A 17,977-nucleotide genomic window follows, 5' to 3' on the forward strand; every position below is an offset into this window, starting at 1 on the left:
TTACTACCAAATGTTAATTTAGAACAGGTGAGGGTGGAGTTGGGGAAAATATATTCTACTATAATAAGTAAAAATAAATGCCACATGATAATACAAAATTACTCATGTGGCATATTTATATATTGAGTTAATATAAATAGGTTATATTAAGTTATATTTATATATATTAAATTTAATTTTATTATATGTACTAATACTAATAACACCACCGTTAAACCAAAATCTAAAAAGTCCACGAGATATATCAAGCTTACTTGCAGCATCTTCTTTAGTAAGATTATTTTCTTTAACCCATAAACTAAGCTTATCCAAAAACTCATCAAAATTATATACAAGTTTTGTATAACCTTCCATACAAAGATAGTCCATATCAAACTTAGACGATAGTAGATTAAGTACTTCTTTAGTAGGATTAAATCTGTTACATTCATATCCACTAATAATAGATTTAGTTACATTACACATGTCGGCAACCTCTGGAATAGACAACCCTAATTCTAATCTAGATTTTCTTAATCTTTCTCCAAAAGTGTTATCTGTAAGATTTTCTTCGATAAATTCACTACAATCAACCCTAACTGATTTAGCATTAAATTTAGTATTATCAATACTTACATCGTTTTTATCAAAGGTTGCACTTTGTAAGACATTGCTTCTGAAATATCATGGGTTACCATAATTGCAGATTTACCTTCATTTTTTATTATTCTATAAACATCATCACTAACCAAAAGTCTTGTTTGATAATCAAGTGCAGAGAATGGTTCATCAAGGAGTAATATATCAGGAGCTACTGCAAGTGTTCTAATAAGAGCAACTCTTTGTCTCATACCTCCAGATAGCTCTTTTGGATACATATTTCTAAACTCCCATAAGTCATAAGTTTTTAACAGTCTTTCAACTCTTTTCATTGCTTCATCAGTTTTTTTCTTTTGAATTTCAAGGCCAATAGTTATATTGTCCATAATATTTCTCCATTCTAGTAGGTTATCCTTTTGAAACATATATCCGATTTTCCCATTTATAATTACTTCTCCACTAGTAGGTTTTAAAAGTTTAGTTAGTATATTTAGTATAGTTGATTTTCCAGAACCACTAGGTCCAAGAATGGTTAGAATTTGACCCTCCATTAGATTAAAGTTTATGTTTTTTAAGACTTCAAGTTCTCCATCTTTGGTATAAAAGGTTTGATTAAGGTTTGATATTTTGACCATATCTTTCATATAGTCACCTCCAAGAAGTTTTTTAGTATATATTATTGTATTAATTTGTGGAAGGATTTGTACCAGTTTTTAAGAAAAGATAAATTTTAATGTCTTAAAACAAGGGGTCTTGATTCGCTACCCATGGGTAGTGAGGATATATATATTAACTTTGGTATTTACTAAAATAGAAATTTACTGAAAATATATGGAGGAATTATTATAAAATTAAATTTTTACGTCTAGGATATAATAATTATTAAGCTCCAACATATAGTAGCCTTTCTTTAGATTAATGGTTATAATCTTAGGTTACTATATTTGTTGGAGTTTTATTATTGTAAATTTTAACTAGCACAACGAGTTAAATATATAATAGTTTATAATTTACTTAACGTACTAGTATGTCTAGCTTCATCTCTAGAATCATTATTATGAATTTATATAACTTATCAAGAATTAATCTACTTTAATTTAATTAACTCTACTGAATCAACGGTATTTTCGGGGTACTCAAAAATATATCCTTTTAATTCTATATCATAGTTACATAAAGGATTTTTACAAATTACATAAGATAGAAATTCATATTGTGTTTTTTCATTTTGTACGCTTTTATTTGAATTCACTTCTTTTATATCATCTAAGTTTAAATTGTATACAAACTTATGATTACATTTTGGGCATTTTATATCTAAATTTTGATTTAAAGGAGTTTTTAAACTCATAAAACATACCTCCAAATTATAATTTTGTAAATATTTTGCTCTAATATATCTATATAATACATAAATTTAAAGAAGATAAATAAATAGAAAAATATAGTAAAAGAATTCTAAAATTAGCCAGTTGTTCTAGTTAATCTATTGTACATATTAAATTTTTTATAGCTAGTTTTTTATTAAGAAAATACTATATTTCTTAAAAGATACAGTATAATGCTTGTAACAGTACTATTACAATAATGTCGTAGTTTTAATAAAAGTAAAAGGAGACAAATCACGCAAAGAATATTAGAAAATAACTTTAACTCATTAATGTAAAAAGTCCTTTAGAGGTGAACTGTTTTAACTATATATAAAATGTGGTATAATAACTTAGGAAATAAGCCAATGCTTGAAGTTGCACTAGGGATTGTAGAAGAATAAATATTAATAGCTCTGGAAACTTTATAAGACCAGAGCCTTTTTAGTACTATAAATTTTATAAATATATAAGAGGTGATTTAGAGATGAGAAATATATCACAGGAAACTAAAGACTCAATAGTAAATATATTTCCAAAAGAAAATACTCTAGCAATCATAATATTTGGTAGTTTTGGTACAGATAAAGCAACCTATAATAGTGATATAGACATAGCATGGATACCCGCTAAAAAAGTACCAATTACAGAACTTGCAATTAAGACTGAATCTCTAAGAAATGTATTAGATATTGATGTAGATTTAAAAATTGTTACAGATAATTATACAGTAGAGCTTAGAAAAAATATATTTGAAGGTGATATCATATATGAATCTAAAGATTTTAAAGATTATCTAAATAATTTTTATATTGAAAATAGCGATGTTATAGATATATTAAATTGGAGGGATATGTATGGTAGTTAAAAATAAATTAGCGTGGAGTTCTATAGAAGCTGTAAATAGAGATTTTGGGTCGTGTTTATATGATTTACAAAATTTTAAAATGTTATACACAAAAGAGGATATGCCAGCTTTATGGGAGAGGTATATTAAGGAAGGTTTTAAAAATTATATGGTTTCCTTTTTGGAATTAACAAAAGCTATGCTATATTATAAGACTATTGATTTAAATATAAAATCTAAGAATTTTTATGATTATCTTTTGGCTTGTGAGTATCATAATTTATTGCCTAAAAATTCTGCAATAGTTATAGAAACACTTCGTAAATTAAGAAATGATGATTCACATGGCTATGATATACCTGAGTTTGAAGAAATGTATGAGTTATTTACAGAAAATGAAGATGTATTTGTTAATATAAGAAATAGTTGTAATAGTAATTTATAATAGATTAGAAAAAGATTTAATAAATAGTATGTATGTTAATTAAATTAATCTAATCTGTTGTGCTAGTTAAAATTATTTTCAAAATAAAGTAAATAATTTTTTTTAAAAAACACTATCCAATAAAGATTAGTATTTGTAAATATTAACCAAATACTAATCTTTTTATCTTAGCTATAGAATCATCATTTCTCATCAATTTATTTATTAGAAATGAAATATTATGAGCCAAAACTTTTATTGAGGTTCTAGTCATAAATCCTAGCATTGATTTACTTTTAACTTTGTTTAAATTTAATTGTTCTGTTAATTGAGAAAACTAGTTTCTATCCTTCTTCTAACTTTAAATATTAGTTGTCTTACTTCTTTTGGATAGTTATCTCTACTATTTTCTATTTTTAAGAATAGTAAATCTATATATCTTTCATTTTTTAACTCAGGAGTTAGCCTTTTGTTAATATATCCTTTATCTCCGATTATAGAGATAGAGCTATATTTATCGCATAAATCCCATACCGCATTTCTATCATCTATGTTTGCTGGAGTTATAATATAATCAGTTAAAAATCAATATACAGTAGTAAGTGCATGAAATTTAAATCCGAAATAAGTTTATTTTTTAGAAGCACATCTTCTATAGGAGGCTTGGCCTTTAAAGCACTTATTAAAATGAGCTCTTCCAAACTCACATACAGGAATAGGCATACTATCTATAACTCTTATATTATTAGAGTAAAGTTGCATAAATTCAGATATATATCCTCTTATTTTAGATATTACTAAATGCAAATTTCTTTTAGTTCTATTAAATCTAGTTCTATCTCCTAATCTTGGGAATAGCTATTTATATTCTCTTTTTAATAAACTAAAAAATGATTTCTCTGAGTCAATAGTTAAAAGTTCTCCAACTATACTAATAGTAATTATCTCATTATCTGAAAGTTTGCTATCCTTAATATTACGTTTATTTCTTATACCAATAGGTATAATTTCATTGTATATATCATCTATAATTACAAAAATATTTGTAAACAAATCTGTTAAATTTTCTAACTCCTGGATATAATAATTATTAAGCTCCAACATCATATAGTAAACCCTCTTTAAATTAGTATTGATAATCTTAGGTTGCTATATTTGTTGGAGTTTTATTATTGAAAAAATTAACTAGCGCAACGAGTTAAATCAATAAAAATAATATGATAATTTATCCACTAAAAATAGTTTTATTAAAAAAATTGAATTGCATAAAAGCTAGTTATATACTTTATTCTATGTACTTTGATATCGGAATATATAGATTATAAAATATTTTGATTTACAAAATAAATTTCTTTTGATATTCTAAATATATAGAAAAATTATAAAACATAGGAGAGAGAGATGAGTTTAAAAAAGAAAATATCAGCATTAATTTTGACAGTCACAGTAGGTGTTTCAGGATTAATAGGGTATAACGCTATGAATCCTTCTAAACCTAACTATACTGATGACAGTAAAACTAATGTCAATCGTCAAATGGAGCATATATTAAATATATCAAAAGAACCACACACTATATTTGATTCTGACAAAGAAGCACAAGATGAGGTTAGAGATTATTTAATATCTGAACTTAATAAGTTGGAGGTAAGTACTAAAACATATAAATATGACGATGTTCACTTAAAAAATCATGAAGCATATGGAGAAAATGCTACTGAAAAAGTGGATTTAGAGAATATATACGGAGAGTTAAAGGGTAAATCAGATTCTTATATTCTCCTTTGTACACATTATGATAGTGCAGGTGCAAAAGAAGGACGTTATTCTCAATCAGAAGGTTCACTAGGTTCAGCAGATGCAGGATATGCTTTATCAACAATACTTGAAACACTTAGAGTAATAAAAGAGTCTAATGTTGAGCTTGAAAATGGAATAAAGATATTATTTACTGATGGTGAAGAATGTGGTCTTTTAGGAGCTAAAGAATCAGTAAAAGAAAAAGAAATATTTGATGGAGTTAATTATGTTATAAATATTGAAGCTAGAGGTACATCAGGACCTGCTATAATGTTTGAAACAAGTCAAAATAATAAGGCTGTACTTGATTTATACGAAGCAACTGATAAGCCATATTCATATTCTATAACACCAGAAATATATAGATTGTTACCAAATGGTACAGACTTTACGGTATTTTTAGAAAATAATTTAACTGGAATTAATATAAGTGTGTTAGATGGACTTGAAAATTATCATACACCTAATGATAACCCTGATAATTTAAGTGATAAATCTATGCAACACTATGGTGATCAGGTTTTACCTATTGTAAAAGAATTTGTTTCTAACGAAAAATATTCAAATCCAGATGTTTTTGAAAGTAAAGAAGACTCTATATTCTTTACTTTAGGAAATCAATTTATAAGATATTCAAAAAATACTAATATGGTATTATTAGCATTAATAGCTTTAAGTATATTATTTGCAATTAAAAAGCTTAATATAACAAATATCAAAAAGATACTTAAGTACATAGGTATAAACTCATTATATACACTTGTTACTGTTGGGTTAGGATATGGATTAAGTAGATTATTGGCTTTAATAAATGGAAGAAAGTTTGAACTTACATATTTACCTTTAATTAAGTTTGAAAAAGCTATATTTATAATAGTAATGATAGCTTTATTTGTAGGATATTTCTTAATAGTAAAGAAATTTACAAACAACTTTAAAGAAAAGAATGAATTTACTGTAAGTTCATTAATAGGGTTATTTATATTATCATTAGTTTTAACTTTTGCATTACCTGGTGCAAGTTATTTAACAGTATTTCCAACTATAATGTTATCAATAGCATTATTTATAAAAATATACTTAGTTGATGTTAGAAATATAGGATATATAATGTTACTTCCGATAGCTTTAATAGTAATGTTATATGTTCCTACTATATATTTATTTAATTGTGCATTAACTATGGGAGCACTTTGTGTTAATGTGTTTTTTGCAATGATTGCATATACTGCTATTATGATAGGTTTAATAAATATGAAAGAATTATTTTAATATATTAAAAGGCTATAAATATTTATAGTCTTTTTTTATTATAGTAAATTATATTTTTTAAGATTATGTTGAATATACTTTAAAAATTAATTTTATGTAGAATAAATAAGATAAATATTTATAATAAAATATTGTTTTGTAGCATTCATATTATATTAAAGATATTAATATTTACAATAAACAACTATATTAGAAAGGAAAAATTAAGTATGAAAAAAGAATTAACATATTTTAATATAGAAGGCGAATATGGTGGAAATCAAAATTGGTTTTATGATCCAATGATGAGATTAGGAGGATGTGCGGCAATTGCAACTTGTGATTTGTGCATTTATTTAAATCTATATAGAGAAAATAAGCATTTATATCCATTTAATATAGATTCTTTACAAAAAAAGGATTATATTAAGTTTTCAAAAATTATGAAAAAATATCTTCATCCAAGAATGAAAGGTATAAATACTTTACAATTATATATAGATGGTTTTAGCTCATATTTATATGATATTAATGATGAAGAAATAAAGATGGAACCATTTAGTGGGGAAAATTCAGTATATGATGGTGAAAAAATAGTAGTAGGTCAAATAGAAAAAGAAATTCCAATACCGTTTCTTTTATTAAAGCATAAAAATAAAAAGTTAAATGAATTAGTGTGGCATTGGTTCTTAATTGTTGGATATGAAGAAACGGAAGATGATTTACTTGTAAAAATAGCAACTTATGGAAAATATAGATGGGTTTCATTTAAGAATCTATGGGATACAGGATATGAGGAAAAGGGAGGTATGATAATTATTTCCTAATAATCAAATGAAGAGGATTGTTAATTAAGTAGGAATGTATTAGGGGATACAACTAATGTTTTAATAAAATCAATTATTTATCTAATTTATTCAGATAACTCCTTATGATATTAATTCATTGAAATAGTTAAATATGATTATTGAAAAATAGGGAATTTAATTAAAATGTTCGTATTGATATGTATTATTATAAAAAATATAATTAGCGTATATTAAATATAAAATAAAATTATATTTTAAAATAAATAAAAAATAAAAAACCAAAAGAATATCATAAATATACATAAAACAACTTATAAATATAAAAAAATCAAAAAAATGATAAAATAGTATGTTATATTTAAAAAAATATGTTATAATATAAAAAACATAAATACGAACTATTTAAAAAATTATTCAAAAAATATTTGAAAATAATTATTACGTGGGGAGAGTTATAATGATAAAGAGAAATGGACAACGTATAGCAGCAATAACTATGGCAGTAGCATTAATGGGTCAAAATGTGACACCTATTTTCTCATTAGAAAACCTAACAGAAACTGCAAAAGTTGAAGATGAAGCAAAAAATGAAGAAACTATAACATTAGATCAAGCTGAAGAAGAAACTGAATCTTTAACTGAAGAAGAGTATGAAGAAACTACAGAAGTAGAATCAGAAAACGAACATGTAAAAGAAACTACAGAAGTAGAATTAGAAAATGATCAAGTAGAAGAAACTGAATCAGTTGTATTTGAAGAATCTATAGAAAAAGCAAATTCAGCTAAAGCAACAATAGATTTTAAAGTATTAGCAACAAGTGATTTACATGCAAACTTAATGAACTATGATTACTACACTGGTTCAGAAACAAATAACTCAGGTTTAGTTAAGGCTGCAACTGTTATAAAAGAACAAAAAAAGCAAGCTAATAAATCAGTAAAATCATCAGTAGATAATGTATTATTAGTAGATAATGGAGATACAATACAAGGAACTCCACTAGCTAACTTATATGCTATAAAACAACCAGTAAAACCTGGTCAAAAATATCCAGTATATGAAGCTTTAGAATCTTTAGGATATGATATGACAACTATAGGTAACCATGAAGTTAACTATGGTATGGATTTTATAAAGCAAATAACAGCTGCAAACACTAGTATGGGAATGGTTTGTGCAAATCTTAAAGATGCTAAATCTGGAAAGTTAGTGTTTGATCCATATAAAATATTAACAGAAACAGTTGTAGACTCTAATGGACAAGAAAGAAAGTTAAAAATAGGTATAACTGGAGTTGTTCCAACACAAATTTTAAACTGGGATAAAGTTATATTAAATGGTGAAGTTACAGTTGATGAAATGGATGAAGCTGTAAAAAAATATACTAAAGAAATGAAAGATAATGGTGCTGATATAGTTGTTGTACTTGCTCATACAGGATATGGTGATAAAACAACAAATGTAACAGGTGCAGAAAATGCAGGATATGCATTATCTATGATAGAAGATGTAGACGTAGTTGTTGGTGGACACGTACACAAAAGTGCAAAATACAATGTTCAAAAAACTAATGGAGATATAACTCAATATGTTCAACCACTTAATAATGGTAAAGAGGTTGGGGTAGTTGACCTTAAAATAGATGTAACAGAAGAAAATGGTAAAGTTACATATAAAATAAATGACTCAGAAAGTAAAATAAATAACGTAAGTACAAAAGATAAAAAAAATGATGAAGCAACAGAAGCTGTTGTTAAAGAATATCATAAAGCTACAGATGCATATGTAAATGAAAAATCAGGAGAGGTTACAAAAGACTTAAATAGTTTCTTTACATTAGTAGCAGATGATCCATCAGTACAAATAGTATCTGATGCACAAAAAGCTTATGTTGAAAAATTAATAAAAGATAATGATCCAAGTTTAGCTAAGTATGCTGACCTTCCAATATTATCAGCAGCAGCTCCATTTAAAGCAGGAAGCAGTGCGGATAACTATGTTGATATAAAAGCAGGAGGTCTTGCTATAAGAGATTTATCTAACTTATATAAATATGATAATACAGTATCAGTTATAAAATTAACTGGTTCAGATGTAAAAGAATGGTTAGAGTTCTGTGCTAATATGTTTAATACAATAGACCCTAACTTAACTAAAGAACAAGATTTAATAAACAGAGATTTCCCTACATTCAACTTTGACGTATTAGATGGAGTTGAATATGAAATAGATGTAACTAAAGCTCCTAAGTATGATAAAAATGGACAAGTAATAAATCCTGATTCTTCAAGAATATACAACTTAACTTATAATGGACAACCTATAGACTTAGACCAAGAATTCTTAATAGCTACTAATAACTATAGAGCTGGTGGAAATAGCTTCCCATGGCAAGGTAGACAAGAAATAGTTTATAATAGTACAGATGAAAGTAGAGATGTATTAAAGCAATATATAGAAGATACTGGAAGATTAGAGCCAAGCGTAGATAACAACTGGAAATTTAAAGCTGTAAATACAAATGCTAAAGTATACTTTACTTCTCATGAAAATGGAGCAAATTACTTAGCAAATTATCCTGCAATATCAACAGAAAAAGAAGTAGCAGGAGATAGATTATACAAATATTACTATGATTTATCAAATACTCAAGAAAAAGAAGAGTCAAATAAAATAACAATATTACATACAAACGATACTCATGGTAGATTAAAAGCTGATAGCAAAGTAATAGGTATAGATACTGTTGCAGCAATAAAAAATAATACTAAAAACTCAATATTAATTGATGCAGGGGATACTATACATGGTTTACCATTTGTAACATTAAGTAAAGGTCAAGATGCAGTTGATTTATTAAATGCAGCTGGATATGAATATATGGTTCCTGGTAACCATGACTTTAACTATGGATACTCAAGATTAATGGAATTATTTAAAAATAGCGTAACATTAAAAAGCGGTGAAAATAAACTTAGATTATTAGCTTCTAATATAAATAAAGATGGAAAATCTGTGTTTGAAGCTAATCACATAAAAGAAATGGAAGTTAACGGAAAAACTGTAAAAGTTGGATTCTTTGGTATAGCTACACAAGAAACAGCTTACAAAACTAATCCAAACAATGTTAAAGGAATAGAATTTACTAGTCCAGTAGATGCAGCTAAAGAACAAGTTGAAGATTTAGAAAAACAAGGTGCAGATGTAATAGTAGCTTTATCACATGTTGGTACTGATGAAAGTAGTGATCCTACAGCATATGATGTTATAAAAGCTGTTGACGGTATAGATGTATATGTTGATGGACACAGTCATACAACATTTAAAAATGGTGAAAAAGTAAATGATACTTTATTAGTAAGTACAGGAGAATACTTATCAAACCTTGGTAAAGTTGAAATAGAATTAGATGAAAATAATGAAGTAGTAAATGCTACTGCAAGCCTTATAACTAAAGAAGAAGCTTCAAAAGTAACTCCAGATGCAAAAGTTGCTGCTAAAATAGCTGAAATAGATAAAGCACAAGGTGAAGTATTATCTGAAGTAATAGGAAAAAATACTATAGAATTAGATGGAGAGAGAAACAGCGTAAGGTTTGGAGAAACAAACTTAGGTAACTTAATAACTGATGCTATGATGGATGAAACTGGTGCAGACTTAGCTATAACAAATGGTGGTGGAATCCGTGCTAGTATAAAAGCAGGAGATATCACAAAAGGTGATATAGTAAGTGTTTTACCATTTGGTAACTTTGTAGTTACAAAACAACTTACAGGAGCTCAAATAAAAGAAGTTCTTGAATTTGGTGTAAGAAGCTATGGAGAATCTTTAGGTGGATTCCCACATGTAGCAGGTATAAAATTTGTAGTAGATCCAAGCAAGCCAGTTGGAGATAGAATAATATCTTTAACTATAAATGGTGAAGCTTTAGATATGAACAAAACTTATACAGTAGCAACAAATGACTTTACTGCAGCAGGTGGAGATGATTACCCATGCTTTGCTGATGTTCCAACAATAAACGAATACTCTTCATTAGAAGAAATATTAGCAAACTTTATAAAAACTTTAGGAACTGTTAGCTATACTAAACAAGGTAGAATACTTGCTGGTACTATGGTTGATGGAGTTATAAAAGTAGAAGTTGAAAAAGAATACTTAAAAGATATCTTATCACAAGCTATGAAAGCTGGGCACACAGTAAAAGTAAGTGAAGAAGAAGGAAAAACAATAGTAAAAATATACAATGCTAAAACTAAAACTGAAGAATTAGTATCTATATTAGAAGTAAAAGATGCTACAGTTGAAGACATAAATACATTAGTTAATGAAATAAATAAAGAAATCGAAGATGAAACTTCTAATCCAGGAAATGGAGACAATGGAAGTAATGATGAAAATCAAGGTGGAAACAACTCAAATGGTGGAAATACTTCAAATAACAATGGAAGCCAAGGTGAAAATAACTCAAATACTACTAAACCATCTAATCCACAAACTGGTGATGCTAGTATATTAGGGTTTGTAGGTGTAGGCATAGCTTCTATAGCTGGTATATTTGCAAACAATAGAAGAAGAAAAAAATAATATAAAACTATAAAATAAACTTTTAATTAAATAGTATAATCCCCTTATATTAGTCACATAAAATAAAGTATCTTATAATGGTGCTAAGTGTAGCTATGATAAGGGGATTTTCCTATGTATAAAAATATAACAAATATAGTAAAGAATTAAAATTAAAAGTTATAGGTATGTATATAAATGCACTTAGTATTAAACAAGATTTAAATATAAAGAACAAAACACAAGTATAAAAATAGTGGAATTAATTTAATATTTCTGAATACTTCATAAACATATATTATATATCTATAACTAGGAGAAGATAATGAACGAACTACTAACAATTATATTTAACTTATTTATATTGCCTTTTGAAAAAGTATTGCTTCATAAAAGAAGACAAGAACTTATAACAAATGTGAAAGGCAAAGTACTTGAAATAGGCTCTGGAGGTGGAGTTAATTTTAATTACTACAACTCTAAAAATATTGAATTATTAAATGTTTTAGACTTAAAGTTTAACAAATTTATAATGAATCATAAATTAAACAAAGAAATGAATATTAATTATATAACTGCAAATGCTGAAAAACTACCATTTGATGATAAATCATTTGATACAGTAGTTGCAACACTTGTATTATGTTCTATTGATAATCCTAACAAGGCCTTAGAAGAAATACATAGAGTTTTAAAGGATGATGGAAAATTAATCTTCATAGAGCATGTCATTCCTCATGAGAAGTTTTACAGGGATTTAGCCCATTATTTAAATGGAACTTGGAAAAAGATTGGTAAGTGCAATATAAACTGTGATACTTATAAAAATATTGAAAATGCTAATTTTAAAATTTCAAACTATGAGACATTTGGGAATAAAGTTTTTGTGTTTATTAAAGGGATAGCTTATAAAATTTAATTTAATTATGAATTAGTATCAGATAGAATCAATGCTAAATGAGATATAAAAAAAGTAAAAAATAAAGACTTAATGGATGATATATATAGTAAATTTAAGACATCTTTAATAATAATAGGCCTACAATAAATATTGTAGGCCTATTATTAGCAACATTTAGAATTACAGCACTCTCTACGTTCTTCCCACCAACCAAAAGCTAATCTTGTAGATAGATATGTTAGTGGATGATTTGAATCTGATATATAAATATAGAATGATTTACCTGGAGCTAGTATTATTTGCCCACCATCTACTATTTCAGTACCTGGGTTAGTTATATATCTTGTAAAAATAGAAGTCGCATGATTTGGAATAATTGCAGGTTCCCAGTATTTAATTAAACCTTTAGGGATAGTGTCAAAATTAGTATTAGTACAACTAAATAAAGTACTAGAAGTTCCTCCGTATAAATTAGAACCTAAATAAAACTCAACTAATCCAATAGCTTGTAGAGCTGTGATTGTTGCAACATTTAAAAAAATATTTACTTTTGAATCTTTAGGATTTACTAATGCTACTAGTAGGCTATTACTATTTGTAGGTAAAAATGGAGTTTGACCTATAAAATATTTTCCTATCATAGATTCATATAGTGGATAAGGAATGGATGTTTCTTTACATACTTCCTTAATTGTATCAATCATTGTAATCACCTAATATATGTTTTTCCAATGCAAATGGGGATGAAAGGTGCTGCAATGGCAACTGTTATAGGTAGCCTTATAACATCTTTAGTGTTACTTACTCATTTTATAAAAAAGAAAAATAGAATAAAGATATGTATTAAGGGAATATCTTTTGACATGGTAAAGAAAATAATATCATGTGGTAGTTCAAGTTTTTTAATGGAAGTGGCAAGTGGATTTGTAATATTTATATTTAATATACAGATTTTAAAGTATATAGGAGATAATGGAATTGTAATATATGGAATAATTTCAAACTGTATAATTGTTGGAATATCATTATTTAATGGTATTGCTCAAGCAAGTCAGCCAATTATAGCAACTAATCATGGTGCTGATGAAGTTAAGAGGGTAAGAAATGTATTAAAGTATGCAATGTACACTACTATAGCTATAGGTATTATTTTATTTGCTATAGTATTTGTTTTCACAAAGGAAGTAATATTAGTTTTTGTAAAAGCAGACGAATCTATTATAAATATGGGTATAACACCTATAAGAATGTATTTAAGTGCATTTTGGATTATGAATATTAATATATTAATGTGTAACTATTTCCAATCAATTGGAAGAGAAAAGGTATCTGTTAGTATATCAATAATAAGAGGGTTTTTATTAAATATTATTCTTGTGCTTATAATGCCTGTTGTTTTAGGTGGAAATAGTTTATGGATTGTAGTTCCTATTACGGAAATTATTACTTTTTTAGGAATATGTATATACTCAAATAGAAAAGCTAAAGTAAATTATAAAGCATGTAATCCATAAAATTAAATTATGATAGGTCAGAGAGAAAATAATAGATTTTATATATATAAATAAATGTAAAAGCCTGAGATATATTTTGTAATATTTCTCAGGCTTTTATTTTTATATACTAAGAAATTATAAATTACTTGCTTTGAGGATAAATTATAATTCTAACTGATAATGATTTAAGCATCTGATGTGTATTTATATATAAATTATTATAATTAAAATGATAATAAATAATAATTTTGCAAAATAAGTTGACTTAGGAAATTGTTTGCACTACTATATTGGTATAGACCAATATAAAAATAATGAAAATGGTGAAAAATGAAAATAGTAGATAAAAATTTAGACATAGCACTTCATATTCAACTTTATCAAATAATTAAAGATATGATAGAAAGTAAAGAACTTGAAGAAGGTGCAAGCCTAATGCCAGAAAGAGAACTTTGCAAACTTCAAAATATTAGTAGAATGACAGTAAACAAGGCAATTATAAATTTAGTAAATGAAGGCTTATTAGAAAGAAGACAAGGTAAGGGAACTTTTGTATCATATAAAAAACAACAGTATAGATTTCAAAAGTTAAAAGGTTTTACAGAAGTTATGAGTGAACGAGGTTTTAATATAAATAATAAGATATTAGAATTTGAAATAGGTGTTCAGAATAAAATTATAAGAGAGAATTTAAGTATAAAAAATGAACATGAGCTTATTTATAAAATAAAAAGGCTTAGAATAATAGATAATGAGCCTTTTGCTTTAGAANTAGATCTATTATAATTATTTCTTATAGTAGCATCATCAAGTATAAATTTAATAAGTATGATATAATAAAAATATAATCACAAGATAAAAGGAGATGAATGTATGAATAGAGGACTACTTGATCCTAAAATAGATTTTGTATTTAAAAAAATATTTGGCTCAGAAAAACATCCTAGAGTATTAATATCTTTTTTAAATGCTATACTAAAACCTATAAATCCGATAAGTAATGTAGAAATTAGAAATTCAGACTTAGAAAAAGAATTTTTAGATGATAAATTTTCAAGACTTGATATAAAGGCTAGAACTAATAAAAATGAAATTATTAATATTGAAATACAGTTAAAAATTCCCTTCGGTCATCTCGTCAACGATATTCCTTCACTACCGTTTCAGGAACATCCGTTACTCAAGAATGAATACAATATGATAAAAAGAAGTTTATATTATTGGAGTAAGATGTATGAAGAACAATTAAATGAAGGCGATGATTATTCTAAACTAGAAAGAACTATTTGTATTAATATATTAAACTTTAAATATTTAGATAATAATAGATTCCACAATGGATATAGATTAAAAGAAATTGAAACTAATGAAGAATTAACTAATATACAAGAAATTCATTTTATAGAAATACCTAAGTTATCAGAGGATAGTGATGAAAAAGACATGCTTGTTGCGTGGATGGAGTTTTTAAAAAATCCTGAAAGTGAAAAAGTTAGAAGTCTTGAATTAACTATTTCAGAAATAAGGGAAGCAAAGGATGAACTTATCAGAATTAGTAATGATAAAGAGCAACGATTACTTTATGAAATGAGATCTAAAACTTTAAAAGATAAAAATAGTGCATTAAATGAAGCTGAGAGAAAAGGGATAGAAAAAGGAATAGAAAAAGGAATAGAAAAAGTAGCTAAAAACCTTTTAGATATGGGGATACCTATAAATGAAATTATACTTGCTACTGGTCTTTCTGAAAATGAGATATTAAACATAAAAAACAATATATAAAAAATAAGGCAAGATATTTATTAAATAATCGTCTTGCCTTATTTTTATTTACAGAATGAATAAGTTAAAGTTAAAAGACATGATTTATAGTGAATACTTTATTAAAAAATAAAAATTACGTGAACCAATATGGTTTAAATTATATCTAATATAAGAATAATGAATACACAGCAGGGGATGAATAAGATGGATGAAATAAAACTTGTAAGAAAAAGCAAAAAAGGAAATAATTTAGCTTTTTCAACATTAATTAAAGCTTATGAAAAAGATTTATATAAAGTAGCTATAGCTATGACTAAAAATGAAGAAGATGCTCTAGATTGTATACAAGAGGCTATACTTCAATCTTACATAAGTATAAAAGATTTAAGACAAGAAGAGTATTTTAAAACCTGGTTAATAAAAATACTTATAAATAAATGTAATGCCCTATTAAAAAAGAATAAAAAAATAATGAATTTAGATATGGAAATTACAGAAGACTTAAAAATAGAAGAATCATATAAATTAGATTTAAAAGAAAGTATAAATAATTTAGATAGTGATTTAAAAATAATAGTGATTCTTTACTACTATGAAGATATGAGCATAAAAGATATATCAGAAAGTTTAAATATACCACAAGGAACAATAAAGTCAAGATTATCAAGGGCAAGAAAAAAGCTAAAAGAAATACTTAGTATAAATGAGGAGGTGCTGTAATATGGATAAAAAACTAGATGCAAAGATAAAACAAATATTACAAGAAAATGATGATATTGTAGTTCCAAGAAATATATCTAAAGGGATAGATGAAACTTTAAAAAGTTTGAGTAATAAAAAAACAATTAACAAGAAAAAAGTTATTGCAGCTGCATCTGTGATAATATTTCTAAGCATAACACCTCTAGGAATAAAGGCTTTAAAAGATATGTTTTATACCTATATACCAAGTACAGGAAATATAATAAGTACTGATAGTACCATATATCTATTAGAAAAAACTATAAATAAAAAAATAGGAAGTAGAAAAGTAACATTAAAGGAACTTAGTTATGACCCAAAAAATAAAATGATAACAGTAAGTGTAGAAGGAAACGGTCAATTACCTAGTAATGATGCTACAATTAAAATTAACAAATATAAACTAAAAAGTAGTACATGTAATATTACAAAACTATATGATACAAGATCCTATGCCTCTTGGAGTGGGAATTATTTTTTTGAATATGATAAAAAGTATAATGAAAAAAATGTAGAACTAGAATTTACTTTAGATAATGGAAATAAGGCAATATTTAACTGTAAGCTAAGTAAAGCTAAGCAGGTAAATAATATTAGTGAATTAGGATATAGTGCATTTAATAAAAATATAGAAATAACGGCGATAGTTGATGAAGAAAATAATAAATTATATGTAACATTATTAGATAATTTACCTAAAGAAAATATGATAGTAAATTATGGAGCATCTCCGTATCCTACTAATTACGATTTAGATAGAACAATAGAAGGTATTATAACTTTAAAAGATAGAGATGGAAATATATCAAAAGGAAAATTAGCAGAAGGTACAGATTTATTGACTGATAATAGATACTGTATAGATATAACAAATCTTAAGAAACCTTTTACCCTGGAGATACCATCTATAAGTATAGTAATACCTGAAGGGCTAAATAGCAGTGATATAGTAGAATTACCGATACCTACTAATGAAGATAAGATAAATATTAATAAAAATATAATGATAAATAATAAAGATGAAATGTTTATTAAAGCAAACTCACACGTAAATATAGTGAGTATCCAAAGAGACGGTGAATACTATACTATTGAACTAAATTATCCAGATAATGAAGATAGGGAAGTAAAAATGTTAGAGTGTGTAGTAGTACCAGCTGGAAATAGTATTACAACAGAAGGAGAAAATTGGTTTGAGGATGGTCTTTCAGGAAATATTTCAAAAGATGGAAATAGAACTATAACCTTTAAATTACCAAAGCAAAATGATGATAAGTTATTTATAAAAGTATTGGGAAGTGAATATGAAATTAAAGGTCCTTGGAAAATAAGTATAGATTAATTTTTACTTCAATTAATTTAAAAATTACTAATTTAACACATAAGCTTGTTATTGCTTGAAATCGATTGTGTTTTGCATTAAATACGGTA

15 protein-coding genes and 1 pseudogene are annotated in these 17,977 nt (G+C 26.1%); 11 read left to right on the forward strand and 5 right to left on the reverse strand.

Features of this window, described 5'->3' with window-relative positions; translation table 11 throughout:
- Positions 1-141: 141 nt before the first annotated feature.
- From BN7997_RS07670 to BN7997_RS07680, 3 genes are all read right to left on the reverse strand, one after another.
- Positions 142-609 carry a helix-turn-helix domain-containing protein gene (locus BN7997_RS07670; RefSeq protein ID WP_083335040.1) on the reverse strand — a complete coding sequence of 156 codons (468 nt, stop codon included), beginning with the start codon at positions 607-609 and terminating at the stop codon, positions 142-144.
- A gap of 2 nt (positions 610-611) precedes the next feature.
- Positions 612-1,223, reverse strand: a complete 612-nt coding sequence (locus tag BN7997_RS07675; RefSeq protein ID WP_071120238.1) for an ABC transporter ATP-binding protein — start codon at positions 1,221-1,223, stop codon at positions 612-614.
- Between the two features lie 443 nt (positions 1,224-1,666).
- The gene (locus tag BN7997_RS07680) at positions 1,667-1,930 is read right to left on the reverse strand and encodes a hypothetical protein (RefSeq protein ID WP_071120239.1); all 264 of its coding nucleotides are present in this window, start codon (positions 1,928-1,930) and stop codon (positions 1,667-1,669) included.
- A 503-nt stretch (positions 1,931-2,433) separates the two neighbouring features.
- On the opposite strand from BN7997_RS07680, the gene BN7997_RS07685 reads away from it, so the two are divergent.
- Together BN7997_RS07685 and BN7997_RS07690 are read left to right on the forward strand one after the other, a co-directional pair.
- Positions 2,434-2,814, forward strand: a complete 381-nt coding sequence (locus tag BN7997_RS07685; protein WP_071120240.1) for a nucleotidyltransferase domain-containing protein — start codon at positions 2,434-2,436, stop codon at positions 2,812-2,814.
- Positions 2,804-3,238 (forward strand): hypothetical protein, encoded by a 435-nt coding sequence (locus BN7997_RS07690; protein WP_071120241.1) that lies wholly within the window; start codon positions 2,804-2,806, stop codon positions 3,236-3,238. Before BN7997_RS07685 ends, BN7997_RS07690 begins: the two co-directional genes overlap by 11 nt.
- Before the next feature lie 142 nt (positions 3,239-3,380).
- Here the strand turns inward: BN7997_RS07690 and BN7997_RS07695 are convergent.
- Positions 3,381-4,321, reverse strand: a pseudogene (locus tag BN7997_RS07695) (IS982 family transposase).
- 297 nt (positions 4,322-4,618) lie between these two features.
- Here BN7997_RS07695 and BN7997_RS07700 point away from each other — a divergent pair.
- The 4 genes from BN7997_RS07700 (at position 4,619) to BN7997_RS07715 (ending at position 12,563) form a co-directional block, all read left to right on the forward strand.
- A complete protein-coding gene (locus tag BN7997_RS07700; RefSeq protein WP_071120242.1) occupies positions 4,619-6,289 on the forward strand; it encodes a M28 family peptidase in 1,671 nt (556 codons plus the stop codon).
- A 209-nt stretch (positions 6,290-6,498) separates the two neighbouring features.
- Positions 6,499-7,095, forward strand: coding sequence for a hypothetical protein (locus BN7997_RS07705; RefSeq protein WP_071120243.1), 597 nt, complete (start codon positions 6,499-6,501; stop codon positions 7,093-7,095).
- 439 nt (positions 7,096-7,534) lie between these two features.
- Positions 7,535-11,665, forward strand: coding sequence for a bifunctional 2',3'-cyclic-nucleotide 2'-phosphodiesterase/3'-nucleotidase (locus BN7997_RS07710; RefSeq protein WP_071120244.1), 4,131 nt, complete (start codon positions 7,535-7,537; stop codon positions 11,663-11,665).
- A gap of 304 nt (positions 11,666-11,969) precedes the next feature.
- Complete coding sequence (locus BN7997_RS07715; RefSeq protein WP_071120245.1) at positions 11,970-12,563, forward strand: class I SAM-dependent methyltransferase; 594 nt, start codon at positions 11,970-11,972, stop codon at positions 12,561-12,563.
- A gap of 146 nt (positions 12,564-12,709) precedes the next feature.
- Here BN7997_RS07715 and BN7997_RS07720 read toward each other — a convergent pair whose 3' ends face one another.
- Positions 12,710-13,249, reverse strand: coding sequence for a DUF6143 family protein (locus BN7997_RS07720; protein WP_071120246.1), 540 nt, complete (start codon positions 13,247-13,249; stop codon positions 12,710-12,712).
- A 27-nt stretch (positions 13,250-13,276) separates the two neighbouring features.
- Here BN7997_RS07720 and BN7997_RS07725 point away from each other — a divergent pair, with 27 nt between their 5' ends.
- The 5 genes from BN7997_RS07725 (at position 13,277) to BN7997_RS07745 (ending at position 17,888) form a co-directional block, all read left to right on the forward strand.
- The gene (locus BN7997_RS07725) at positions 13,277-14,059 is read left to right on the forward strand and encodes an MATE family efflux transporter (protein ID WP_083335041.1); all 783 of its coding nucleotides are present in this window, start codon (positions 13,277-13,279) and stop codon (positions 14,057-14,059) included.
- Between the two features lie 312 nt (positions 14,060-14,371).
- The gene (locus tag BN7997_RS07730; protein WP_071120247.1) at positions 14,372-14,827 is read left to right on the forward strand and encodes a GntR family transcriptional regulator; all 456 of its coding nucleotides are present in this window, start codon (positions 14,372-14,374) and stop codon (positions 14,825-14,827) included.
- 87 nt (positions 14,828-14,914) lie between these two features.
- Positions 14,915-15,823: an Rpn family recombination-promoting nuclease/putative transposase gene (locus BN7997_RS07735; protein ID WP_071120248.1), complete on the forward strand. Its 909-nt coding sequence runs from the start codon at positions 14,915-14,917 to the stop codon at positions 15,821-15,823.
- A gap of 186 nt (positions 15,824-16,009) precedes the next feature.
- Entirely contained in the window at positions 16,010-16,525 is a 516-nt protein-coding gene (locus BN7997_RS07740; protein ID WP_071120249.1) for a sigma-70 family RNA polymerase sigma factor, read from the forward strand.
- Position 16,526: 1 nt separating this feature from the next.
- Positions 16,527-17,888 carry a hypothetical protein gene (locus BN7997_RS07745; RefSeq protein WP_071120250.1) on the forward strand — a complete coding sequence of 454 codons (1,362 nt, stop codon included), beginning with the start codon at positions 16,527-16,529 and terminating at the stop codon, positions 17,886-17,888.
- Positions 17,889-17,977: the final 89 nt, after the last annotated feature.

Origin of the sequence: Romboutsia timonensis, from assembly GCF_900106845.1 — a bacterium.
In the GTDB taxonomy this organism is placed as follows: Bacteria; Bacillota; Clostridia; order Peptostreptococcales; family Peptostreptococcaceae; genus Romboutsia; species Romboutsia timonensis.